This is a genomic window from Variovorax paradoxus (assembly GCF_040544635.1).
GTDB classification, from domain to species: Bacteria; Pseudomonadota; Gammaproteobacteria; order Burkholderiales; family Burkholderiaceae_C; genus Variovorax; species Variovorax paradoxus_R.
In genome coordinates, this window is record NZ_JBEPKJ010000012.1 from 155,679 (window position 1) to 178,836 (window position 23,158).

At 66.8% G+C, this 23,158-nt stretch carries 22 protein-coding genes; 14 read left to right on the plus strand and 8 right to left on the minus strand.

Going from position 1 to position 23,158, the window contains the following annotated elements; translation table 11 throughout:
* Positions 1 to 21: 21 nt before the first annotated feature.
* On the minus strand, positions 22 to 2,160 hold the full coding sequence (gene glyS, locus ABIC94_RS20620) for a glycine--tRNA ligase subunit beta (RefSeq protein ID WP_354374841.1): 2,139 nt from the start codon (positions 2,158 to 2,160) through the stop codon (positions 22 to 24).
* Between the two features lie 3 nt (positions 2,161 to 2,163).
* On the minus strand, positions 2,164 to 3,069 hold the full coding sequence (gene glyQ / locus ABIC94_RS20625; RefSeq protein ID WP_307698999.1) for a glycine--tRNA ligase subunit alpha: 906 nt from the start codon (positions 3,067 to 3,069) through the stop codon (positions 2,164 to 2,166).
* A 248-nt stretch (positions 3,070 to 3,317) separates the two neighbouring features.
* Here glyQ and ABIC94_RS20630 point away from each other — a divergent pair, with 248 nt between their 5' ends.
* Genes ABIC94_RS20630 through ABIC94_RS20640 form a run of 3 tightly spaced genes read left to right on the plus strand, consistent with a single transcriptional unit; the run spans position 3,318 to position 5,936 of the window.
* Positions 3,318 to 4,283 carry a diacylglycerol/lipid kinase family protein gene (locus ABIC94_RS20630; RefSeq protein WP_436318066.1) on the plus strand — a complete coding sequence of 322 codons (966 nt, stop codon included), beginning with the start codon at positions 3,318 to 3,320 and terminating at the stop codon, positions 4,281 to 4,283.
* On the plus strand, positions 4,280 to 5,104 hold the full coding sequence (locus ABIC94_RS20635; protein WP_354374843.1) for a metallophosphoesterase family protein: 825 nt from the start codon (positions 4,280 to 4,282) through the stop codon (positions 5,102 to 5,104). The genes ABIC94_RS20630 and ABIC94_RS20635 overlap by 4 nt, the downstream gene beginning before the upstream one ends.
* A gap of 10 nt (positions 5,105 to 5,114) precedes the next feature.
* Positions 5,115 to 5,936: a phosphatase PAP2 family protein gene (locus ABIC94_RS20640; RefSeq protein WP_354374844.1), complete on the plus strand. Its 822-nt coding sequence runs from the start codon at positions 5,115 to 5,117 to the stop codon at positions 5,934 to 5,936.
* Between the two features lie 6 nt (positions 5,937 to 5,942).
* Here the strand turns inward: ABIC94_RS20640 and ABIC94_RS20645 are convergent, their stop codons facing one another.
* Positions 5,943 to 7,013, minus strand: a complete 1,071-nt coding sequence (locus ABIC94_RS20645) for an asparaginase (RefSeq protein WP_354374845.1) — start codon at positions 7,011 to 7,013, stop codon at positions 5,943 to 5,945.
* 150 nt (positions 7,014 to 7,163) lie between these two features.
* On the opposite strand from ABIC94_RS20645, the gene ABIC94_RS20650 reads away from it, so the two are divergent.
* Positions 7,164 to 7,841 (plus strand): TetR family transcriptional regulator C-terminal domain-containing protein, encoded by a 678-nt coding sequence (locus ABIC94_RS20650; protein ID WP_354374846.1) that lies wholly within the window; start codon positions 7,164 to 7,166, stop codon positions 7,839 to 7,841.
* A gap of 27 nt (positions 7,842 to 7,868) precedes the next feature.
* Here the strand turns inward: ABIC94_RS20650 and ABIC94_RS20655 are convergent, their stop codons facing one another.
* Positions 7,869 to 8,810 (minus strand): LysR family transcriptional regulator, encoded by a 942-nt coding sequence (locus ABIC94_RS20655; protein ID WP_354374847.1) that lies wholly within the window; start codon positions 8,808 to 8,810, stop codon positions 7,869 to 7,871.
* 111 nt (positions 8,811 to 8,921) lie between these two features.
* Here ABIC94_RS20655 and ABIC94_RS20660 point away from each other — a divergent pair, with 111 nt between their 5' ends.
* From ABIC94_RS20660 to ABIC94_RS20695, 8 genes are all read left to right on the plus strand, one after another.
* Positions 8,922 to 10,145, plus strand: a complete 1,224-nt coding sequence (locus ABIC94_RS20660) for an MFS transporter (RefSeq protein ID WP_354374848.1) — start codon at positions 8,922 to 8,924, stop codon at positions 10,143 to 10,145.
* A gap of 101 nt (positions 10,146 to 10,246) precedes the next feature.
* Positions 10,247 to 10,834: an NAD(P)H-dependent oxidoreductase gene (locus tag ABIC94_RS20665; RefSeq protein ID WP_354374849.1), complete on the plus strand. Its 588-nt coding sequence runs from the start codon at positions 10,247 to 10,249 to the stop codon at positions 10,832 to 10,834.
* Positions 10,831 to 12,105: an amidohydrolase family protein gene (locus ABIC94_RS20670; RefSeq protein WP_354374851.1), complete on the plus strand. Its 1,275-nt coding sequence runs from the start codon at positions 10,831 to 10,833 to the stop codon at positions 12,103 to 12,105. The genes ABIC94_RS20665 and ABIC94_RS20670 overlap by 4 nt, the downstream gene beginning before the upstream one ends.
* Before the next feature lie 16 nt (positions 12,106 to 12,121).
* Positions 12,122 to 12,985 carry a creatininase family protein gene (locus ABIC94_RS20675; RefSeq protein ID WP_354374852.1) on the plus strand — a complete coding sequence of 288 codons (864 nt, stop codon included), beginning with the start codon at positions 12,122 to 12,124 and terminating at the stop codon, positions 12,983 to 12,985.
* A gap of 76 nt (positions 12,986 to 13,061) precedes the next feature.
* Positions 13,062 to 14,048 carry an ABC transporter substrate-binding protein gene (locus ABIC94_RS20680; RefSeq protein WP_354374853.1) on the plus strand — a complete coding sequence of 329 codons (987 nt, stop codon included), beginning with the start codon at positions 13,062 to 13,064 and terminating at the stop codon, positions 14,046 to 14,048.
* A 10-nt stretch (positions 14,049 to 14,058) separates the two neighbouring features.
* The gene (locus ABIC94_RS20685) at positions 14,059 to 14,889 is read left to right on the plus strand and encodes an ABC transporter ATP-binding protein (protein WP_354374854.1); all 831 of its coding nucleotides are present in this window, start codon (positions 14,059 to 14,061) and stop codon (positions 14,887 to 14,889) included.
* Complete coding sequence (locus tag ABIC94_RS20690) at positions 14,886 to 15,692, plus strand: ABC transporter permease (protein ID WP_354374855.1); 807 nt, start codon at positions 14,886 to 14,888, stop codon at positions 15,690 to 15,692. Before ABIC94_RS20685 ends, ABIC94_RS20690 begins: the two co-directional genes overlap by 4 nt.
* Positions 15,693 to 15,703: 11 nt before the next feature.
* A complete protein-coding gene (locus tag ABIC94_RS20695; RefSeq protein WP_354374856.1) occupies positions 15,704 to 17,077 on the plus strand; it encodes an FAD-binding oxidoreductase in 1,374 nt (457 codons plus the stop codon).
* Positions 17,078 to 17,098: 21 nt separating this feature from the next.
* On the opposite strand, the gene lnt is transcribed toward ABIC94_RS20695, so the two are convergent.
* The 4 genes from lnt to ABIC94_RS20715 all read right to left on the minus strand — a co-directional run bounded on the left by lnt (position 17,099) and on the right by ABIC94_RS20715 (position 21,034).
* Complete coding sequence (gene lnt, locus ABIC94_RS20700) at positions 17,099 to 18,688, minus strand: apolipoprotein N-acyltransferase (RefSeq protein ID WP_354374857.1); 1,590 nt, start codon at positions 18,686 to 18,688, stop codon at positions 17,099 to 17,101.
* On the minus strand, positions 18,688 to 19,566 hold the full coding sequence (locus ABIC94_RS20705; protein ID WP_126748280.1) for an HlyC/CorC family transporter: 879 nt from the start codon (positions 19,564 to 19,566) through the stop codon (positions 18,688 to 18,690). Before ABIC94_RS20705 ends, lnt begins: the two co-directional genes overlap by 1 nt.
* A 156-nt stretch (positions 19,567 to 19,722) precedes the next feature.
* Positions 19,723 to 20,451, minus strand: coding sequence for a GNAT family N-acetyltransferase (locus ABIC94_RS20710; RefSeq protein ID WP_354374858.1), 729 nt, complete (start codon positions 20,449 to 20,451; stop codon positions 19,723 to 19,725).
* Between the two features lie 109 nt (positions 20,452 to 20,560).
* Positions 20,561 to 21,034: an Lrp/AsnC family transcriptional regulator gene (locus tag ABIC94_RS20715; RefSeq protein ID WP_126748282.1), complete on the minus strand. Its 474-nt coding sequence runs from the start codon at positions 21,032 to 21,034 to the stop codon at positions 20,561 to 20,563.
* A 173-nt stretch (positions 21,035 to 21,207) separates the two neighbouring features.
* Between ABIC94_RS20715 and hppD the strand changes: the two genes are divergently transcribed.
* Together hppD and ABIC94_RS20725 are read left to right on the plus strand one after the other, a co-directional pair.
* Positions 21,208 to 22,335 (plus strand): 4-hydroxyphenylpyruvate dioxygenase, encoded by a 1,128-nt coding sequence (gene hppD / locus ABIC94_RS20720; protein WP_354374859.1) that lies wholly within the window; start codon positions 21,208 to 21,210, stop codon positions 22,333 to 22,335.
* Between the two features lie 28 nt (positions 22,336 to 22,363).
* Positions 22,364 to 23,158, plus strand: coding sequence for a transporter substrate-binding domain-containing protein (locus tag ABIC94_RS20725; RefSeq protein ID WP_354374860.1), 795 nt, complete (start codon positions 22,364 to 22,366; stop codon positions 23,156 to 23,158).

Genomic DNA, 23,158 nt, shown 5'->3' on the forward strand with positions numbered 1-23,158 from the left:
CAAAAAAGCCCGTGCTTCGCTTCAGACCGCCAGCCGTTCGAGTTGCGCCACGCGGTTCATCGCGACGTGCAACGACATCAGCAAGCCCAGCCGGTTGAGGCGAAGATCGGCCTGTTCGGCATTGACCATCACGCCGTCGAAGAAAGCATCGACCGGCTCGCGCAGCGCGGCCAATGTCTGCAGCGAAGCGGTGTAGTCGCCGGCGTCGAACTGGGCATTGGCCGCGGGCACGACCTCGGCCATGGCGGCATGCAGCGCCTTCTCGGCGGGCTCCTGCAGCAGCAGTTCGCTGACGTGCGCGTCGGCCTCGGGAGCCTTCTTGAGGATGTTGCCGATGCGCTTGTTGGCGGCCGCCAGCGCGGCGGCGGCGGGCAGCGCGGCGAAGGCGCGTACAGCCGCCAGCAGCTTGGGCACTTCGCCCAGGCGCTGCGGGCGCGGCGCCAGCACGGCGTCAACCTCTTGCGCGCTGGCGCCCTGCTCTCGCAGGCTGCCGGCCAGGCGGTCGAGAATGAAGTCCTGCAGTTCGACGGTGGCCTTGCTGTCGTCGAAGCCTGTGATGCCCTTGAACTGCGCGGCGGCGTCCTGCAGCAGCGCGTCCAGGCCCAACGCGAGGTCTTTCTCGATCAGCATGCGGAGCACGCCCAATGCATGGCGGCGCAGCGCGAACGGGTCGCGGTCGCCGGTGGGCAGGTTGCCGATGCCGAACATGCCAACCAGCGTTTCGAGCTTGTCGGCCAGCGCGACCACGAGGCCGATAGTGTTGCGCGGCAGCTCGTCGCCGGCGAAGCGCGGCTTGTAGTGGTCTTCGATGGCATCGGCCACCGCGGCGCCGAGGCCGTCGTGTAGCGCGTAGTAGCGGCCCATGGTGCCCTGCAGCTCAGGGAACTCGCCCACCATGTCGGTCACGAGGTCGGCCTTGGCGAGCTGGGCGGCCTGCGTGGCCTGCGCGGCCAACGTGGCATCGCCGAGCTTCTCGGCAATGCCGCGCGCGATGTGCATCACGCGCTGCACGCGTTCGCCCTGCGTGCCGAGCTTGTTGTGATAGACCACCTTGCCGAGCGAATCGACGCGCGAGGCCAATGACTTCTTGCGGTCCTGGTCGAAGAAGAACTTGGCGTCGGCCAGGCGCGGGCGCACCACGCGCTCGTTGCCGCCGACCACCGCGCTCGCATCCTCGGGGCTGATGTTGCTGACGACGAGGAACTTGTTGGTGAGCTTGTTCGATGCGTCGAGCAGCGGAAAGTACTTCTGGTTGGCCTTCATCGTGAGGATGAGGCACTCCTGCGGCACTTCGAGGAATTCACGTTCGAAGCTGCAGACCAGCACGTTGGGGCGCTCGACCAGTGCCGTCACTTCGTCGAGCAGCGCGTCGTCGTGAATGGGCACGGTGCCGCCGCCGACCCGCACGGCGGCGGCCGCGAGCTGGCGCGCAATTTCGGTGCGGCGGGCTTCGAAGCTCGCGATGACCGCGCCGTCGTCCTGCATCTGCAGCGCGTAGCTGTTGGCATCGCGCAGCACCACCGGGTCGACCGCCGCTTCGAAGCGGTGGCCGTGCGTCTCGCGGCCGGCATGCAGGCCCAGCGCCTCGACGGGCACCACGGTGTCGCCATGCAGCGCCACCAAGCCGTGTGCGGGGCGCACGAAGCTCACGCTGCTCCAGCCCGGCAGCTCGCAGCCGCTTTCGAGCTGATAGCTCATCACCTTGGGAATCGGCAGCTTGGCGATGGATTCGGCCAGCGCCTTCTGCAGGCCTTCGGTCAGCGTGGCGCCCTTGGCGGTGCTTTCGTAGAACAGGGCTTCGGCCTTGCCGTCCATCGCGCGCTTCAGGCCGGGCACGGCGGAAGCGTCGGCACCGAGCGCGGCCAGGCGCTTGAGCAGCGCCGGCGTGGGCTGGCCCGAGGCATCGAGCCCCACGGCCACGGGCATGAGTTTTTGCGACACGGCCTTGTCGGCGGCACGCCCGGCCACGTGCGTGAGGTGTGCGGCCAGGCGGCGCGGCGAGGCGTAGGCGGTGAGCACTGCACCGGCCTCGGCGAGCCCCTGCGCCACCAGCTGGTCGCGCAGCACGCCGGCAAAGGCGTCACCGAGCTTCTTCAGCGCCTTGGGCGGCAGCTCTTCGACGAAGAGTTCGACCAACAGGTTCTTTTGCACGCTCGTCATCGTTCAGGCCGCCTTCTTCGTCATTTGTGCAACCCACTCGCGAGGCGCCATCGGAAAACCGAGCCGTTCGCGGCTCTCGTAATAGCTCTGCGCCACGCTGCGCGCGAGGTTGCGGATGCGGCCGATGTAGGCGGCGCGCTCCGTCACGCTGATGGCGCCGCGCGCGTCGAGCAGGTTGAAGCTGTGCGCGGCCTTGAGCACCTGCTCGTAGGCCGGCAGCGCAAGCTGCTCCGTCATGAGGTGCTTGGCCTGCTTTTCGTGCGCATTGAAAGCGGTGAACAGGAACTCGGCATCGCTGTGCTCGAAGTTGTAGGTCGACTGCTCGACCTCGTTCTGCTTGTAGACGTCGCCGTAGCTCAGGCCTTCGGTCCACGTGAGGTTGTAGACGTTGTCCACGCCCTGCAGGTACATGGCCAGGCGCTCGAGGCCGTAGGTAATTTCGCCGGTAATGGGCTTGCAGTCGATGCCGCCGACCTGCTGGAAGTAGGTGAACTGGGTCACCTCCATGCCGTTGAGCCAGACTTCCCAGCCCAGGCCCCAGGCGCCGAGCGTGGGGTTCTCCCAGTCGTCTTCGACAAAGCGGATGTCGTTTTTCTTCAGGTCGAAGCCCAAGGCTTCCAGGCTGCCGAGGTAGAGCTCGAGGATGTTGCTGGGCGCCGGCTTGAGCACCACCTGGTACTGGTAGTAGTGCTGCAGGCGGTTGGGGTTCTCGCCATAGCGGCCGTCCTTGGGGCGGCGGCTGGGCTGCACGTAGGCGGCCTTCCAGGGCTCGGGGCCGAGGGCCCGCAGGAAGGTGGCGGTGTGCGAGGTGCCCGCGCCCACTTCCATGTCGTACGGTTGCAGCAGCGCGCAGCCCTTGTCGGCCCAGTACGACTGCAGTTTGAGAATGATTTGCTGGAAGGTCAACATGAAGCTGGCCGGCGTGGGCCGGACATTTGGACGGTAGCGCGGCGAAGCACCGCGAAAGCAGACGATTTTACGGTCGTAGGGTAACTCTCCCACAGCAAACCGGGATGCCGGCTGCCGGCGCCGCGCGGCGGGCCGTGCGACAAAGGTGGGCCGGTTGCATGCAATCGCCCTTTCCTGGTCTTTTTCGCCCCCGGCGCCCCCAGCATTGCCTGCACCGCCGGCGCTCCTTTTTCCCCGTTTCCATCGACATGCTGCCGCCCCAAATCGGTCCGAATTCCCCTTTGTTCATCGTTCTCAACGCCGGCTCCGGCAATGCGGACACCGCCGCAACCCGCCGGGTCATCGAGGAGGGCTGTGCGGCGGCCGGCCGCAAGCACCGCATCTTCTTGGTGGACGAGCGCGCCACGGTGCGGGCGCTTGCGCGCGAAGCGGTCGAGCGCGCCCGCGCTGTCGGCGGCGTGGTGGTGGCCGCGGGCGGCGACGGCACCATCAACACGGTGGCGCAGGCCACGCTCGGCAGCGGGCTGGCCTTCGGCGTGCTGCCGCAGGGCACCTTCAACTACTTCAGCCGCGCCCACGGTATTCCGGGCGATACGGCCGAGGCGCTGCAGGTGCTGCTGACCGCGCAGCCGCAGCCGGCGCAGGTAGGGCTGGTCAACGACCGCGTGTTCCTGGTCAATGCCAGCATGGGCCTGTACGCCGAACTGCTGGAAGAGCGTGAAAGCTACAAGGCACGCTATGGCCGCAGCCGCTGGATCGCGTTTTTCGCGGGCCTTTCGACGCTGATGCGCGGCCACCGGCTCTGGAACCTGCGCATGGCCTGGCGCGGTCAGGAGCGCGACATTCGCACGCCGACGCTTTTTGTCGGCAACAACCCGTTGCAGCTGCTGCAGGTGGGCATCGAACATGCCGACGCGCCCGAAAACGGCCAGCTGGCGGCCGTCGTGCTGAAGCCGACGGGCGTCCTGGCGATGCCCGGCCTGCTGGTGCGCGGCGCCCTGGGCCGCCTCGGGAGCGCCGACGAGGTGTTGAGCTTTCCGTTCGAATCGATGACAGTGAAAACCGGCCGCCTGCATTTCCCGCGCCGCGTGAAGGTGGCCACCGACGGCGAGATCGCCTGGACCGAGATGCCGCTGCTGTTCCGGGTGTCGCCCGAGCCGCTGTGGCTGGTGCGGCCCGATCTCGCGCCCGAACTGGAGGCCGCCAAGGAATGAGCTGCCTGCTTCAGATCTCCGATCCGCATTTCGGCACCGAGCAGGCCGACGTGATGGAGGCACTCGAGCGGCTCACGCAGGCCCTGTCGCCGCAGGTGGTGGTGCTCTCGGGAGACATCACCCAGCGCGCCACGCGCGCGCAGTTTGCGGCGGCCCGCGCCTTCATCGACAGGCTGGCGGTGCCGGCGGTGATTGCCATCCCCGGCAACCACGACATTCCGCTCTTTCACCTGGCGGCGCGGCTGTTCTCGCCCTACGAAAGATACGCAGAGGCTTTTGGCACCGACCTGGAGCCGGTGTTCGAATCCGCCGAATGGCTGGTGGTTGCGGTCAACACCACGCGTTGGTACCGGCACGAGGACGGCGAGGTTTCGCCCGCGCAGGTCGAGCGGGTCGCGGCCCGGCTGGCGTCCGCTTCGCCTTCTCAGTTGCGCGTGGTGGTCACGCACCAGCCGGTGATGGTTACGCGCCAGGAAGACATGCACAACCGGCTGCGCGGGCGCGAGACCGCCGTCGCGCGCTGGAGCCATGCGGGCGCAGATCTGATTCTGGGCGGCCACATCCATCTGCCGTTCGTGCGCTCGCTGCACGACGCCTACGCCGGCTGCCCGCGCACGACATGGGCGGTGCAGGCCGGCACGGCCGTGTCGTCGCGCGTACGCGCGGGGCACCCCAACTCGGTGAACGTGCTGCGCCTGGAAAACATTGGCGGCACCCGCGTTTGCCAAGTGGAGCGGTGGGACCATTCGGCGATTCACAAGGCCTTTGTGTGCGGCAAAGTATTGCGGCTTCGGCTTGCCAGCGGCGCGGTGCTCCCTTAGGGTGCCCCGCATGCCAATGGAAGCCCCTGCCCTCGTTCTTCTCGCCCACCAGGTCGGCGAGCATGCCCTTGTCTGGTTCCTGTGCGTTTTCGCGGTGTCGGTGCTGGGCGCCGGCATCGTCTGCCGGGCGCTGCAGCAGCGCCGCGCCAGAAGTTCTTCAGAAAACGGCGAACCCGACGAGCCGCGCGTGGCGGCCGGGCTGGCGCTGGGTTTCGTGCTGATTCTCGGGGCGGCAAGCCTGGTGGCGTACATCGCCTCGAAGCTCGGCGACGGCCGCCTGCTCGGCCTGGCCGACCAGGCGCTGGCCGACGCCGTCGGCGACCATGTGCCGTGGGCGGTGCTCGTTATTTTCAGCTGGCTCACGCATCTGGGCGATGCCGAACTGCTGGCGCCGGTGTGCGTGGTGCTGGCCTTTGTGCTGTGGCACAACGCGCACCGCGGGCTGGCGCTGGGCTGGGTGATGGCGCTGGGCGGCATCGTGCTGCTGAACCCGGCGCTCAAGCGCATCTTCGCGCGGGCGCGGCCGCTGCACGACCATGGGCTGGCGCTGGAAACGAGCTTCAGCTTTCCGAGCGGCCACAGTGCGGGCGCGATCGTGAGCTACGGCATGCTGATGTACTTGGCGCTGCGCCTGTTGCCGGCGCGCTGGCATGTGCCGGCGGCCATGGCGGCCGTGGCCGCCATCGTCACCATTGCATGCAGCCGCGTCTTCCTGCAGGTGCATTTCGCCAGCGACGTGGTGGCCGGCCTGCTGACCGGCCTGGCCTGGCTGCTCGTGTGCGTGAGCAGCCTCGAATACGCGCGGCACCGCAAACGGCGGGCCGCGCGTTGAGCGGGATCAATACTCCCAGAAGATGCGCTGCAGTTCTTTCGTATCGCTGGTCTTGGTGAGGGCCACCATCGCCAGGATGCGGGCCTTCTGCGGGCGCAGGTCGTGCGCCACCACCCAGTCGTACTTGTCGTCGGGCTGCTCGGCATTGCGGATCACGAAGCCGTCGGCCACGCGCGAGCTGCGGATGATGATGGCGCCGTCGGTGCGCGCCTTCTGCAGGTTGGGCACGATGCGGTTGGCCACCGAGCCGTTGCCCGTGCCGCCGTGGACGATCGCCTTCACGCCGCTCTTGGCGAACGCGTCGATGGCGATGGACGAAACGCCTTCGTAGCCCATGGCGATCTCGACCGCCGGCAGCGTGTTGATGCTGTCGATGTCGAACTCCGAGTTCATGGTGTGGCGCTTGACCGGCGCGCGGAACCAGTAGTTCTTGCCCTCGACCACCATGCCGAGCGGGCCCCACTGGCTGGAGAACGCGCTGGTCTTGACGTTGACGTTCTTGCTCACGTCGCGGCCGCTGTCGATGTTGTCGTTCATCGTCACGAGCACGCCCTTGCCTGCCGCGTCCTTGCTGCCGGCCACGCTGACCGCGTCATACAGGTTGAGCGCGCCGTCGGCCGACAGCGCCGTGCCCGGGCGCATGGAGCCGACCACGACGATCGGCTTGTTGGTGCGCACGGTGAGCGTCAGGAAGTACGCGGTTTCTTCCAGCGTGTCGGTGCCGTGGGTGATGACGATGCCGTCCACGTCGGCTTGCTTGGACAGCGCGGACACGCGCTTGGCCAGCGTCAGCAGGTTGTCGTTGGTCAGGCTTTCGGAAGCGACCTGGAACACCTGCTCGCCGCGCACGTTGGCGATCTTGGAGAGTTCGGGCAGGCCGGCAATCAGCTTGTCGACGCCGACCTTGGCAGCCGCGTAGGTGGCGCTGTTCACGGCCGAGGCGCCGGCCCCCGCAATGGTGCCGCCGGTGGCCAGGATCACCACATTGGGCAACGCCTGCTGGGCTTGCGCGAGGGCGCTGGCCGCGAGCAGCGCGGCACCGGCCGCGAAGGCCCTGAAACGAGGGGAAAGGTACATGAAAGAACTCCTTTGTCTTGAACGAATTTCTGGAAGCGGCGAGAAGATACATGAACCGTGCCCGCATGCCTTGATCTTCCATGCCGGCATCGCATGCGGCCATGCGCCTGGGATTACCATCGCCGGGCGCACCGCCGCAAATCCATGCCAATGAACGCCGATCCCGCAGCCCTTCCCCCCACGACCGCCCAGGAAATGCCCGCCCCCGACGGCCCGCTGTCGCGAGCCCGCCCCGGGCGCGAGCGCATCCTGGCGGCGATCCGTACCGCAGCTGTCACCGAGTTCAGCCTGCACGGCCTGAAGGGCACCTCGACCCAGGCCATTGCCGCGCGCGCCGGCCTCACCAAGCCCCAGTTGCACTACTACATCGCCGGCAAGGAAGAGCTCTACGAGGAGCTGCTGATGCAGGTGCTGCATGCCTGGAAGGTGGTGTTTTCGTTCGAGGACGCCAGCGACCCGGCCACGGTGCTCGGCGACTACATCCGCAAGAAGCTCGACCACGCCTTCGACAACCCCGAGATCTCGCGCATCTTCACGCGCGAGGTGCTCGACGGCGGCCGCAACCTCGACCGCTACTGGCCCAACGCGCGGGCCTGGACGCAGAAAAAGGTCGACGTGATCAACGGCTGGATCGCACGCGGGCAGATGCGTCCGCTCGACGCACGCCTGCTGCTGATGCACATCTGGGCCATGACCCAGAGCTACGCCGACTACGCAATCCAAACGCGCGTGATGCTCGGCCTGCCGCCCGACGCACCCATCGACCGCGAGCCGATTGCGCGCGAGCTGGTGGCGTTCGTGCTGGGCGGCTGCGGGATCAAGGCTTAGCGTTTTGCCGCGCCCCCAAGGCGCCGCTCACGACGTTCCGGCTTCCCAGGCCCGCCCTGCCGGGTCGGCCAGCGCGAGCCGCATCATCTCGATGAAGCGGCGCAGCCGCGCCGGCTGGAAGCGCGCATGCGGATAGATCAAATAGACGGGTAGCGCCGCAACATGCCACTGGGGCACGAGTTGCACCAACCGGCCGGTGGCGATGTCGTCCTTCATGAGCCAGACGGAGCCCATGCAAGCACCCAAGCCCATGCGCGCCGCGCTTTGCAGCGCGTAAAGACTGTCGGTGCTCATGCGCGGGCGGATGGGCACGCGGGCCACCTCGCCAGTCGGCCGGTGCGTGAGCAGTACCTCGTTGCGATAGAACGTGCGCAGCGCGAGCCAGGGCAATTCGGCCAGTTCCGACGCATGCGTCGGCAGCGCCCGCCCGGCCATCACCGAGGGCGCGGCGACCACCACGCGCGGCACTTCGGAGAGCTTGATCGCCACGGCCATGGTGTCGGTCATCTCGCCGACCTGGATGGCGCAGTCGACGCCTTCGGCGATGAAGTCGGGCCGACGGTCGTTCAACAGCCATTCGACGGACACCCGCGGGTATGCGCGAAGGTAGTCGGCCAGCGGCCCGACCAGCAACAGTTGCCCCAGTGCATGCGGCGCCACCACGCGCAGCGTGCCCTCGGGCTCGTCGCCCACACCGCGAAGGTCGGCTTCGAAGGCGTGCCAGTCCGCAATCAGCTCCCTGGCGCGCTCGTAGCAGCGCTCGCCGTCCTCGGTGAGCTTCATGGCGTGCGTGGACCGGCGCAGGAGCCGCACACCCAGCGAGCGCTCCAGCGCCTGCAGCCGGCGGCTGACGGTGGGCTGCGTGGCACCCATCTGCTGGGCGGCGGCCGAGAGGCTGCCGGCCTCGACGATGTGGACGAAGGTCTGCATCAGCTCGATGCGGTCGGCAGCAGGAGAAGAGGTTGACATGGCTTGTATTTATGCGTGCAACGTATAGACATTGTGCGATCTTCAGGGCTACCAAGTCACGCCTCAGAGGTGCACATTTCAACCCTCGCTCGATATTCAAGGGTTAACGCCATGTTTTCCATTCAACAAACGCATGCACTGGATGCAGCCGCACCGGCGGCGCGCGACCTGCCGGCATCGCTGGTTCTGCTGCTCGCCACGGGCGCCGGCCTGTCGGTGGCATCGCTTTACTACGCCCAGCCGATGCTCGGCGTGCTGGGCGCCGACATCGGCGCCTCCGCGCGGTCGGTGGGCTTCATTCCCACACTCACGCAACTGGGCTATGCACTCGGCATCCTGCTGCTGGCACCGCTGGGCGACCGCTACGACCGGCGCCGCATCGTGCTGGCCAAGGCAGCCGCGCTGTGCGCCGCGCTGCTGGTGGCCGGGGCCGCGCCGTCGATCGGCGTGCTGCTCGCAGCCAGCCTCGCCATCGGGATCGCGGCCACGATGGCGCAGGACATCGTGCCCGCCGCGGCCACGCTGGCACCCGAAGCCACGCGCGGCAAGACGGTCGGCACGGTGATGACGGGGCTGCTGCTCGGCATTCTGCTGTCGCGCGTGGTGAGCGGCTTCGTGGCCGAGCACTTCGGCTGGCGCGCCATGTTCATTGCCGCGGCGGCCAGCATCGCGCTCATCGGCGCGGCCGCGTGGCGCGGGCTGCCGCGCTTCCGGCCCACCACGCACCTGGCCTACGGCGCGCTGCTCGGCTCGCTGGGCACGCTGTGGTCGCGCCACGGCACACTGCGCCGCGCCGCACTGGCGCAGGCGCTGCTGGCGGTGGGCTTCAGCGCCTTCTGGTCCACCCTGGCGGTGATGCTGCACGGGGAGCCCTTCCATCTGGGCAGCGCGGCAGCCGGCGCGTTCGGCCTTGCCGGTGCGGCGGGCGCGCTCGCGGCACCGCTGGCCGGACGGCTGGCCGACCGCCGCGGGCCGGAACTGGTGACGCGCCTCGGCGCCGGGCTGGTGGTGGTGTCGTTCGCAGCCATGGGGTTTGCGCCGCTGTTGCTGCCGCATGCGCAGCTCTGGCTGCTGGCGCTTGCGGCCGTCGGCTTCGATCTGGGCATGCAGGCGGCGCTGATCGCGCACCAGACCATCGTCTACGGCATCGAGCCCGGTGCGCGCAGCCGGCTCAACGCGGTGCTCTTCACGAGCATGTTCATCGGCATGGCGGCAGGCTCGGCGCTGGGTGCGCTGGCGCTCGCCCAATGGGGCTGGGTCGGCGTGACGGGGCTGGCAACCGGCACGGCTGCCGCTGCGCTGGCGGTGCGGCTGTGGCCGCGCAAGGCGAGCTAGCCGCAGCGCGGGAAATTCCCCACATCCCCATTCCGGTGCATCCGGACTGGCACGTCGCTTGCATAACCTGACCACTTGCTCTGATTAAGCGGTCAAACACCATGCGCGTGCTCGTCGTCTACTGCCATCCGGTCGAAACCAGCTTCCATGCGGCCCTGCATCAGGAGGTGCTGAAGAACCTGCGCGCGGCCGGGCACGAGGTGGACGACTGCGACCTGTACGCCGAGGGCTTCAACCCGGTGCTCTCGCGCGAGGAGCGGCTCGGCTACCACGACGTGCCGAACAACCAGCTGCCGCTCAAGCCCTACGTGGAGCGGCTGCAGTGGGCCGAGGGCATCGTTTTCTGCTTCCCGACATGGTGCTTCGGCCTGCCCGCGATGCTGAAGGGCTACTTCGACCGGCTCTTCATGCCCGGCGTGGCCTTCGACATCAGCGACCCGGCCGACGTGAAGCCGATGCTCACGCACATCAAGCGCATCAGCGCCGTGGTCACCTACGGACGGCCGCGCTGGATGGCCTGGTACATGGGCGATCCGCCGCGCAAGATCGTCACGCGCTACATGCTGCGGCTCACGGGCCGGCGCGCCAAGGTGGACTACCACGCCCACTATCACATGAACGTGGCGACCGAGCCCCAGCTCAAGCGCTTCATGGCGCGGGTCGGCACCGCAATGGCGCGCTTCGCATGAAAACGCCCGTCCTGCTCGACAACGCGCGCCTGCCGCGCTGGCTGCTGCCCGCCGATTGGCCGCAGCAGGGCGGCGTGCCGGTGCTGGCGCGCGTTGCGCTCGAAGTCGGCCGCGTGCAATCGGTGCGGCCTGCCTCCGGCAGCGGGGAGCCTCATCCCGGGAACTGGGACCTCGCCGGCACGCTGGTGCTCCCCGGCTTCATCGATGCGCACACGCACCTCGACAAGGCATTCACGCTGCCGCGCATGAAAAACGTGCAGCCGGGCCTGCTCGGCGCCATCGACGCGATGCTGACCGACCGCGTGCACTGGAGCGCCGGCGACGTGCGCGAGCGCGCCTCTCGCGGCCTGCAGTGGGCCTGGGAATGCGGCACCACGCATGTGCGCACCCATGTCGACTGGTGGGAGCCCGATACGGTGCCGCTGGCCTGGCCGGTGATGGCCGAACTGGCGCAGGAATGGGCAGGCAGGGTGCGGCTGGAACAGGTCAGCCTCATCAAGCTGCCGCTGTTCGAAGATGCCGCGCAGGCCATGCGGCTCGCCAGGCAGGTGAAGGCCACCGGGCCGCATGCGCTGCTCGGCGGCTTCGTGCACTCCACCAACTGGAGCGAGAACGCGCTGCGCAACCTGCTGGTTTCGGCGCAGGCCTGCGACCTCGACGTCGATCTGCATGTCGATGAAGAACTGAATGCCGCGGCAGTCGGCTTGCAGACCACCGCCCGAATCCTGCAAGAGATCGGCTTCGAAGGCCGCGTGGTCTGCGGCCACATCTGCGCGCTGGCCGCTCAGCCCGAAGCCCGGGCCTTTGCCACGCTCGACGCGGTGGCGCGCGCGCCCATCACCGTGGTGTCGCTGCCCGCCACCAACCTGCTGCTGCAGGACGCAGTGACGGGCCGCACACCGCGCATGCGCGGCATCACGCTGGTGAAGGAAGCGCGCGATCGCGGCATTCCGCTGCTGTTCGCGAGCGACAACGTGCAAGACCCGTTCTGCCGGCTCGGCAGCTTCGACCCCATCGAGGCATTGGGCACCGCCGCGCTGGTGGCGCAGCTCGACGAGCCTTTCGACAACTGGTCGCAGACGCTGTGCCGCGGCGACTGGCTTCAGCGTGCGCCCGCCACGGCGGCCCCGACGCTGGTCGGCGCCAAGGCCGACCTGGTGCTATTCACCCGAGCCGACCGCCACGGCTGGCCCTCGCGCAGCGCCGCCCGCGTGGTGCTGCGCGAAGGCCGCGTGACGCACGGCGACGCGACGCCTTTTTATCCCCGCTAACGAACAAGGACCTCCCATGCTCCACGGCTACATACCGCCCCACCGCTTTTTGCCCTACCTGAGCTGGACCGAAATCGCCGCGCTGCCCGACCGCGAGAACACGGTCATCGTGCTGCCGTGCGGCGCCATCGAGCAGCACGGCCCGCACCTGCCCTGCTCGGTCGACAGCGTGATCGCCTCGGGCGTGATGGGCAAGGCGCTGGAAAAACTACCGCCCGAGGTACGCGCCTTCGCGCTGCCGACCATCACCTATGGCAAGTCGGAAGAGCACCTGCACTTTCCCGGCACCATGACGCTCACCGGCACCACGCTGCTTTCGACCGTGACGGAAATCGGCGAGTCGGTCTACCGCGCGGGCTTTCGCAAGCTGCTCTTCGCCAACGGCCACGGCGGCCAGCCGCAGGTGCTGGAGATGGCGGCGCGTGAGCTGCGCCTGCGGCATGGCGACTTCGTGGTGGTGCCGCATGGCGTGTCGCGCCTGCCGAACGCATCGAGCAAGCAGATCAGCGAGCAGGAAAAGCGCCTCTCGATGCACGCCGGCCATTCCGAGACCGCACTGATGCTGGCATTGGCCCCTGACACGGTGCACATGGAGCGCGCGGCCGCCAACTTTCCGCCGCCGTTCCCGATCAAGCTGCTGTCGGCCGACGGCCGCCCCGCCTGCGCATGGACCGCGCGCGACTTCGGCCCGAGCGGCGTCATCGGCGACCCCACCAGCGCCACGCGCGAACAGGGCGAGGAAATTCTCGACACCCTCTCGGACAGCTGGGTGCAGGCGCTGACCGAGCTGCATGCGCTGCGCTGGGTCGTGCGCGAGGAAGCCACCTGGGAGCGCGGCCACCAGCAGGGCTTCATCCAGCAGTCGTTCGAGTCCGCCTGAGGCGCGCTCCTTGCATCGGTCTACCCGCTTCCTTCTTTTTCAACTGTTCTTCCACCAGCCTCGAGAGGTTCCCACCATGCGTTCCTTCGCTCTTTCCATGGCCGGCGCCGCCGCGCTCGCACTGCTCGCCGCCGCCGCACCGGCCCAGGCACAAGACAAGTTCACCTACATGACCAACTGGTACGCGCAAGCCGAACACGGCGGCTTCTACCAGGCTGTGGCACAGGGCATCTACAAGAAACACGGGCTCGACGTGACCATCAAGATGGGCGGACCCCAGGTCAACATCACGCAGATGATGGCCGCGGGCCAGGCCGACTGCATCATGGGTTCGAGCGACATCCAGATGATGCAGGTGCGCGAAGGCGGCGTGCCGGTGGTCAATGTGGCGGCCTTCTTCCAGAAAGACCCGCAGGTGCTGATTGCGCATGACGACGTCAAGAAGTTCGAGGACCTGAAGGGCAAGACGCTCCTCATCGGCGCGCAGGCCAACCGCGGCTACTGGCCGTGGCTGAAGGCGAAATTCGGCCTGACCGACGAACAGACGCGCCCCTACACCTTCAACATCCAGCCCTTTGTGGCCGACAAGAACACCGCGCAGCAAGGCTACCTGACCTCGGAGCCCTATGCCATCCAGAAAGCCGGCGTGAAGAGCACCGTGCTGATGTTCAGCGAGCACGGCTTTCCGGCGTACGCCACCACGGTGTCGTGCATGGAAAAGACCGTGAAGGACCGCAGCAAGCAGGTGGCGGCCTTTGTGAAGGCTTCGGCCGAAGGCTGGAAGAGCTACCTCGCCGATCCCGCGCCCGCCAATGCGCTGATCAAGAAAGACAACCCCAACATGACCGACGACCAGTTGGCCTACAGCGTCGCCAAGCTCAAGGAGATGGGCATGATCACTGGCGGCGATGCGGCCACGCTCGGCATCGGCGTGATCACCGACGCACGTTCGAAAGCGAGCTACGACTTCCTCGTGAGCGCCAAGCTGCTCGACCCGGCCAAGGTGGAGCTCGCGAAGACCTACACCACCGAGTTCGTGAAGGACGCGAAGGTCTTGCCCTGAGTCTCGCGCCATGAATCGCATTGAACCCCACACCCTTGCGCCGCCCGGCGTGCCTGCCGTGCCCGCGGTGGAAGTTCTCTCGGCCGAGAAGACTTACCCCAACGGCACGCAGGCGTTGCTGCCGGTGGACCTGTCGATCGCCGAAGGTGAATTCGTCACGCTGCTCGGGCCTTCGGGCTGCGGCAAGAGCACGCTGCTGAAAATGATCGCGGGCATGCTCGAGCCCAGCGACGGGCGCCTGCTCGTGTGGCGCAAGCCGGTGGCGGAGATCCACAGCTGCCCGCACAAGCTGTCGTTCGTGTTCCAGTCGGCCACATTGATGCCGTGGGCCAGTGTTCGCACCAACGTGCGACTGCCGCTCGACCTGGCCGGTGTGCCGCGCAAGGAGGCCGATGCGCGTGTGATGGAGTCGCTTGCGCTGGTGGGCCTGGAGAAGTTTGCCGACGCATTGCCGCGCGCGCTCTCGGGCGGCATGCAGATGCGTGTGTCGATTGCGCGCGGCCTGGTGACGCAGCCTGACTTGCTGCTGATGGACGAGCCCTTTGGCGCGCTCGACGAGATCACGCGCCACAAGCTCGACGCCGACTTGCTCGACCTGTGGCGCAAGAAGAAGCTCACGGTGATTTTCGTGACGCACTCGATTCACGAGGCGGTGTTTCTCTCGACCCGCGTGGTGATGATGGCCGCGCGGCCGGGCCGGGTGGTGGAGCAGTTCCACATCGACGAGCCCTATCCGCGCACACCCGACTTCATGGTGACGCCCGAATTCGCGCGCCATGCCAAGCGCCTGCAGGACAGCCTGCTGCGCGCGAGCCAAGGCGACGAGGAGCACGCGCAATGAAGAAGCGCCAGCCCCTTCTGAGCCAGCCGCGCGTGCAGCGCGTGCTCTACCCCGTGCTCATCGGCGTGGTGCTGGTGGCGCTCTGGCAATGGATGGTCGTGGCGATGGAGCTGCCGCCCTACCTGGTGCCCTCACCCATCCTGATGGTGCAGACGCTCGTCACCGACTGGGCGCCGCTGGGCAATGCACTGCTGGTCACGCTCAAGATCACGCTGTTGTCGTTCGCGCTGGCCACGGTGGCGGGCGTGCTGATCTCGTTTCTCTTCGTGCAGAGCAAGCGCATCGAGACCGCGCTCTTTCCGTATGCGGTGCTGCTGCAGGTGACGCCCATCGTGGCGGTGGCGCCGCTCATCATCATCTGGGTGAAGAACCCCGTGGCGGCAATGACGGTGTGTGCCGCGCTGGTGGCGCTGTTCCCGATCATCAGCAACACGACGCTCGGGTTGCGCAGCATCGACCCCGACCTGCAGAGCTATTTCAAGCTCAACCGCGCCACGCGCTGGCAGCAACTGGTGCGGCTGCGCATTCCGAGCGCGCTGCCCTACTTTTTCGGCGGACTGCGCATTTCGAGCGGGCTGGCGCTGATCGGTGCGGTGGTGGCCGAGTTCGTCGCCGGCACGGGCGGCTCGGGCGCGGGGCTGGCCTACCAGATTCTGCAGGCCGGCTTTCAGCTGAACATTCCGCGCATGTTCGCGGCCCTGCTGCTCATTTCGCTGACCGGCGTCGCGCTCTTCGTGCTGATGGCCTGGCTCACCAAGCTGGCGCTGGGCTCGTGGCACGCGAGCGAACTTTCCCAGGATTGAAGACCTTGACCATGAACGCTTCCATTTCCGCCATAGAGCAACTCCTGCTCGAACTGCCCGAGCTCGACTGGATCACCGACGAAAGCCGCGTGACGCGGCTGTCGCAAGACTTCTCGTGGTTCAGCCCGGTGCTGAACCGTCAATTGAAGGACAAGCGCGCCGACGTGGTCGTGCGTCCCCGCACCGAGGACGAGATTCGCGCGGTGGTCGGCGCCTGCGCGCGCCGCGGCGTGCCGATCACCCTGCGCGGCAGCGGCACCGGCAACTACGGCCAGACCACGCCGCTCGCCGGCGGCGTGGTGCTCGACATGACGGGCTACAACGCTTTTCTTTGGGTGAAACCCGGCGTGGCGCGTGCGCAGGCCGGCATTCGCCTGGGCGAGCTCGAGAAGCAGACCAAGCCCTCAGGCCAGGAGATGCGCTGCGTGCCTTCCACCTACCGCAGCGCCACGCTGGGTGGCCTTTTCGGCGGCGGCTTCGGTGGCGTGGGCTCCATCAACTACGGGCCGCTCGGCGCGCCCGGCAACGTGCTCGGCATTCGTGCGATGACCATCGAGGCCGAGCCGCAGATGGTCGAGTTGCGCGGTGCCGAAGCCATGCGCATGCACCACCTGTGGGGCACCAACGGGCTGGTGCTCGAACTCGAGGTCGCGCTCGCGCCGGTGCATCCGTGGCTCGAAACGCTGGTGACCTTCGATCAGTTCGAAGACGCACTGCACTTCGCAGACAAGCTGGCCAATGCGCCCGGCATCGTGAAACGGGAGATCGCTTTTTTTGCCGCGCCGATTTCGGACCATCTGGCACAGCTCGCGGCGCACCTTCCCAAGGGCTGCCACACGGTGCTGTCGCTCGTGGCCGAGTCTTGCGAACCGGCGATGCTGATGCTGGCCGAAGCGCACGGCGGCACCGTGAGCTACCGCAGGACGGCGGCCGAAGTGCAGAAGAGCAACCGCACGCTGATGGAGTTCACCTGGAACCACACCACGCTGCATGCGCTGAAGGTCGACCCGACGCTGACCTACCTGCAGAGCGGTTTCGTGCCGGGCCGGCAGGTCGAGCAGATCGTCGAGATGGAAAAGCTGCTCGGCGGTGAGGTGATGATGCACATTGAGTTCATCCGCAACGTGGCGGGGCTCATGACGTGCAGCGGGCTCCAGCTGGTGCGCTTCAGCACCGAAGAAAGGCTCTCGGAGATCATCGACATTCACCGCGCCCACGACGTGCACATCAACAATCCGCACGTGAACATCGTGGAGGACGGCAAGGCGGGCGGACCGCTGCCGCCCGAAGTCATCGAGATGAAGAAGCGCTTCGATCCGATGGGGCTGCTGAACCCGGGCAAGCTGCGCGACTGGCCGGTGAAGGCGGCGCCGGCAACGGCCTGACGGCTGGCTTTGCGCTCTACGTCAGCCGTGTTGGCGGCGCAGCATAAAAGCGATAGCGACGATGGCGATCGCTGCAATCCACAACGGCCAGAGCCCGAACGGCGCCACCCAGCGCGCGTAGGGCGTGAGCCCTGTGCGGCCTTCGACCGAGGCTTCGAGCACGCCGCGCGTGAGGCGCGGCAGCTGGTGCGTGACGCGGCCTTCGGCATCGATGACGACGGTCGCGCCGGTGTTGGTGGCCCGCACCATCGGCCGTGCGAATTCGAGCGAGCGCATGCGCGAGATGGCCAGGTGCTGGTCGATGGCGACCGAATCGCCGAACCATGCGATGTTGCTCACGTTGAGCAGGATCGTCGGCGCCGTGGCCTCGTTCTTGAAGTTGGCGCCGATCTCGTCGCCGAACAAGTCTTCGTAGCAGATGTTCGGCGCAATGCGCTGGCCCTGCCAGGCGAAAGGCGCCTGCGCCAAGCCGCCGCGGGCGAAGTCGCCGAGCGGAATGTTCATCATCCGGATGAACCAGCGAAAGCCCGGCGGAATGAATTCGCCGAAGGGAACGAGGTGGTGCTTGCTGTAGCTGTAGGGCTCTGCGGCGCCGGGCTGGAAGCCGAGGACCGCATTGCTGTAAGTGCCTTGGCCACCCATCGGCAGGCCGACGATGGCGGCCTGCGCGCCTTGGCTGTAGCGCGCCTGGATGGCCTCGAGATAGCCGGTGGGCAATTGCTGCGGCAGCAGCGGCAATGCGGTTTCCGGCGTTACCACGAGCGAGGCCTTGGCATCGCGCAGCTGCTCGCCGTACCAGCGCAGCGCCAGGTCGATGCCGCCGCCGGGAATGAATTTTTCGTCTTGCGGGATGTTGCCTTGCAGCAGCGCCATCCGCAGGTTGCCGCTCGAACCCTTGGCGCCCTGGGCGTCGGCGGGCAGCGGTGCCATGAGGTGCGGTGCGGCGAATGCAATGGCGACGAGGACCAATGCCTGCGCCAGCCCCATGGTGCGGGCAGGCCGGGTGAGCGCGACAAGCGCCGCCACGACCGCAGCGACTGCGCCGATGCCGTACACGCCGATCCACGGCGCCCAGGCCGCCAGCGGCCCTTCGACATGCGCATAGCCGCCCGCGCCCCATGGGAAGCCGGTGAACCAGCTGCCGCGCACGAGCTCGGCCAGCGTCCACAGTGCGGCGAAAACCAGCGCGCCGGTTACAGGTCCCCGAGGCCCGCGAACGACGAACCAGGCGCAGGCCACCGCGTAATAGAGCCCAAGCGCGGCCGCGAGCGAGAGCACCGCGATAGCCGCGAGCGGCGCCGGAAGCCCGCCGTAGGTGTGCATCGAGATGAAGAGCCACCAGAAGCTGCCGGTGAGCCAGGCCGTCGAGAAGACCCAGCCATGCAGGCCGGCGCGGCGCCAGCCGGCGCCTTCGGCGCGCAGCCGGTCGAGCAGGCCGACGAGCACTGCCAGGGAGATCAGCTGCAGCCACCACAGCGGGTGGCCGTTCGCGGGCCAGGCAATGGCGGCGGCCTGCGCGAGACCGGCAAAAGCGAAGCCGAGGAGGCGCAGCAGGCCCACGGCGGAAAAGGTCGGTGACGTGCGGAGCGTGGCCGCTGCGGGCAACGGCATCAGTCGGCCGCGTCGCTGCCGCGGGCCGGAGACACCTTGAACCAGCGCACGGCGCCGCCCTTGGTGTGCAGCACCACGAAGTCGAAGCCGCCGATGGCGTGATGCTCGCCGCGCTTGGGTACGTGGCCCATCTCGTGCGCGATGAGGCCGCCGATGGTGTCGAAGTCTTCGCTCAGCTGTTCTTCATCGAAGACGATGCCGAAGGCCTCGGCCACGCGCTCGATGGGCGTGTCGCCCGAGACACGGTAGGTATGGTCGGCCAGGCCGAAGATGTCGCCTTCGTCTTCGGCGATGTCGAACTCGTCCTCGATTTCGCCGACGATCTGCTCGAGCACGTCCTCGATGGTGATGAGGCCGGCCACGCGGCCGAACTCGTCGATCACGATGGCCAGGTGGTTGCGGTTGCCGCGGAACTCGCGCAGCAGGTCGTTCAGGCCCTTGCTCTCGGGAACGAAGGTGGCCGGACGCAGCAGTGCACGAATGTTGAGGCCCGGCGCGCGCTGCAGCTTGAGCAGGTCTTTCGCGAGCAGGATGCCGATGATGTTTTCTTTTTCGCCCTCGTACACCGGAAAGCGCGAGTGCGCGGTGTCGATGACCAGATGCAGCAGCGCGTCGTACGGCGCGTCGATGTTCACCAGGTCCATGCGCGGGGCGGCAACCATCACGTCACCGGCCGTCATGTCGGCCATGCGCAGCACGCCTTCGAGCATCACGCGCGATTCGGCGCCGATCACCTCGTTGTCCTCGGCGTCGGCCAAGGTTTCGATCAGCTCGTCGCGCGAGTCAGGACCGGGGTGGATGAATTCGGCCAGCTTCTGGAGAAAGCCGCGCTTGTCTTCCCGTTCAACGGGTGCGCGTTCAGGGTGAGGTTCGGCCACTGCGGGAGGCGTAGTTGAAGAGATACAAGGATACCGGATTGCGTGTGACAGGCACTACCCCTGGCAATTCCGCTACAGGAAGAAAAACAAGGGCGGCGCGCCGTCGGGCCACCCCGAGGCGAGTCGTGCCTCCCGGGGCGGCGCCTTGTTCCCTGCTTATTGGGCCGACTTGCTGCGGGCGTCGCGAATGCCGCTGCGCACTTCCTGCAGGCTGGCGAGAACAGCCCAGAACTGCTTGGCCCGGGTCTTGAGGTGGTAGTCGACCGCCGCGTAGTGCTCGAGCGCAATTTCGCTCATGCGGCTGTCGAAGGTGGCGCTCGGCAGTTGCAGATGCGCCTCGGATTCCGAACCGCTGCGCACCACGGTGGCGCCAGCGTTGCGGGCGATCTTCAGCATGGCGGCGTTTTCGCTCAGCGCATGAATGAAGAGCATGCCCACGCCTTCGTTGCGCGCCACGACCACGGCGCGCTCGAACAGGCGGGCTCCGTAGCCGCGGCCGCGCGCATGCGCAGCCACCGAGACGCCGAACTCGGCGCAGTCGCTGTGCTGGTCGTCCGGCGCGAACGCCAGGTGAGCCATCGCGATCAGGTCGAGGCGGCGGTTGTAGATGCCGAAGAGCTCGTCGCGGTCGAAGTCGAGGCCGTCGACGTAGCGCTGGACCTGCTCGTCCGACGCGGCATAGCCGAAGCGCAGGTAGCGGTCATGGGGGGTCAGCGCCAGCAGGTGGCGCGCGATGCGGTCGCGTTCGCGCGGGCCGATCGAGCGGATCGGCACCATGACAGGCTGGGGCGCGAAGGTCGCGCGCGGTTGCGCCTCAACCATCGGCGCCTTCAGGAAAGAGCCGAGGCCGAGAGACGCTTGAATAAGGGTCTTGGCGGTGAGCATGGCTCAAATATAAGGGTTTCCCCTTAATCAACAAGTCCGAATGGGTACTTCCGGTTGTCATTTGTGAACCAATACCAAAGTGCGTGCGATTCGAGCAACGAATTTGTTGCTAAACCGGTACAGCCGTTGTGGCCTTGACACGGTCGAGCACAAAGCTGGTCTTGCAGTCTTCGACGCTCGGGTGCTTGAGCAGGGTGTCCATGATGAAGCGGCTGTAGTGGCCCATGTCGGCGACCACCACGCGCAAAAGGTAATCCATTTCGCCGGTGAGCGCCGCGCATTCGACCACTTCGGGCCAGGTCTGGACGCTGGCCCGGAACAGGTCCATAGGGTTGCGCTTGTGGCTTTCGGTGTGCTTTTCGAGCCGCACATTCAAGTAGGCGGTGAGGCCAAGGCCGATGACTTCCGGGCGAACGAGGGCGACGTAGCGGTCGATGACGCCGCTTTCCTCCAGCCGCTTGACCCGCCTGAGCACGGCGCTGGGGGAAAGGCTGACCTCTTCCGCAATTTGGTCGTAAGTGGCGCGCCCGTCTGCTTGCAGCGTGCGCAATATGAGCCGATCAATCTTGTCGAGTGCTTCCATGCTCGCATTTTTGCAGTTTTACTGCGTCACGGCCAGCTGCAGCGCCCAATAACGCTGAAAACATGAGTGGCATCCGCCCTACATTGCTGCAAAGGCCGCTCTCGCGTGCTTTTTCGCTTTTCTGCACCGCAATTTCCTTGTCATTCGAACCCACCACTTCTGGAGACCCACCCATGAGCCATACCGACGCCCCCGCCTTCACGCCCTGGGAGAACCCGATGGGGACCGATGGCTTCGAGTTCATCGAGTACGCGGCACCGGATCCGGTCGCCATGGGCAAGGTGTTCGAGCGCATGGGCTTCACGGCTGTGGCCAGGCACCGCCACAAGAACGTGTTGCTGTATCGCCAGGGCACGATCAACTTCATCGTGAACGCCGAGCCCGACTCGTTCGCGCAGCGCTTTGCGCGCGAACACGGCCCGAGCGTCTGCGCCATCGCGTTCCGCGTGCAGGACGCCAAGCAGGCTTATGAACGTGCGATCGGGCTGGGCGCCTGGGGTTTTGCCGACAAGGCGGGCCCGGGCGAACTGAACATTCCCGCCATCAAGGGCATCGGCGACAGCCTGATCTACCTGGTGGACCGCTGGCCCGGCAAGAACGGCGCGAAGCCGGGCGACATCGGCAACATCGGCTTCTATGACGTCGACTTCGAGCCGCTGCCGGGCGTGGCCTCGCAGGATGCGCTGGCGCCCAAGGGCAACGGCCTGACCTACATCGACCACCTCACGCACAACGTGTACCGCGGCCGGATGAACGTGTGGGCCGGCTTCTACGAGAAGCTCTTCAACTTCCGCGAGATCAAGTACTTCGACATCGAAGGCCAGGTGACGGGCGTGAAGAGCAAGGCCATGACCAGCCCGTGCGGCAAGATCCGCATCCCGATCAACGAGGAAGGCAAGGAGCAGGCGGGCCAGATCCAGGAATACCTGGACATGTACCGCGGCGAAGGCATCCAGCACATCGCGATGGGCTCGGACGATCTGTACGAGACCGTCGACGCGCTGCGCGCCAAGGGCGTGACATTGCTCGACACCATCGACACGTACTACGAACTGGTCGACAAGCGCATTCCCGGGCACGGCGAAAGCGTGGCCGAACTGCAGAAGCGCAAGATCCTGATCGACGGGAAGAAGGACGCGTTGCTGCTGCAGATCTTCAGCGAGAACCAGCTCGGCCCGATCTTCTTCGAGTTCATCCAGCGCAAGGGCGACGACGGTTTCGGCAACGGCAACTTCAAGGCGCTGTTCGAAAGCATCGAGCTCGACCAGATGCGCCGAGGCGTGCTGGCGGCCCCAAAATAAGCGCCTCTTTCATCGCCCAGGAGCTTCCATGCGCAGCACGTTTTCGATCGGCCTGACCCTCACCGCGGCCGCCGCCGTTCTTTCCGGTTGCGCGATGGCGCCGGCCGCCCCCGCAGCCGTGTCGCACCTGGACACGGTGCAAAAGGCCGCCGTGCTGCGCATCTGCACGCCGGGCGACTACAGGCCGTTCAGCTTTCACAAGGCAGACGGCTCGTTCGAAGGCATCGACGTCGACTTGATGGCAGGCTTCAGCACCAGCCTGGGCGCCAAGCCCGAGTGGGTCAAGACCACCTGGGCCAACCTGCTGCCCGACCTCACGGCCGGCAAGTGCGACATCGCGGTCGGCGGTGTTTCAGTGACCACCGATCGGCAAAAGCGCGCCTTCTTCAGCGCACCCTACATGGTGAACGGCAAGGCGCCGATTGCGCGCTGCGCCGACGTTGCCAAATACCAGAGCGTGGCCGACATCGACAAGCCGTCCACCCGGGTCATCTTCAATCCGGGCGGCAGCAACGAGCGCTTCGCGCGCGCCAACTTCAAGCAGGCCAAGCTCACGCTGCACGGCGAGAACGTGACAATCTTCGACGAGATCCTTGCCAACCGCGCCGATGTGTTCGTCACCGAGTCCGCGGAAGCCATCACGCAGCAGAAGCTCAAGCCGGGGCTCTGCGCCATCAACCCCGAAAAGCCGCTGCAGTACGGCGAAATGGCCTGGATGCTGCCGCGCGACGACGTGGCTTTCAAGGCCTATGTCGACCAATGGCTGCATCTGCAGCAAGCCGGCGGCGACTTCCAGCGCGTGATGAACCGCTGGCTCAAATAA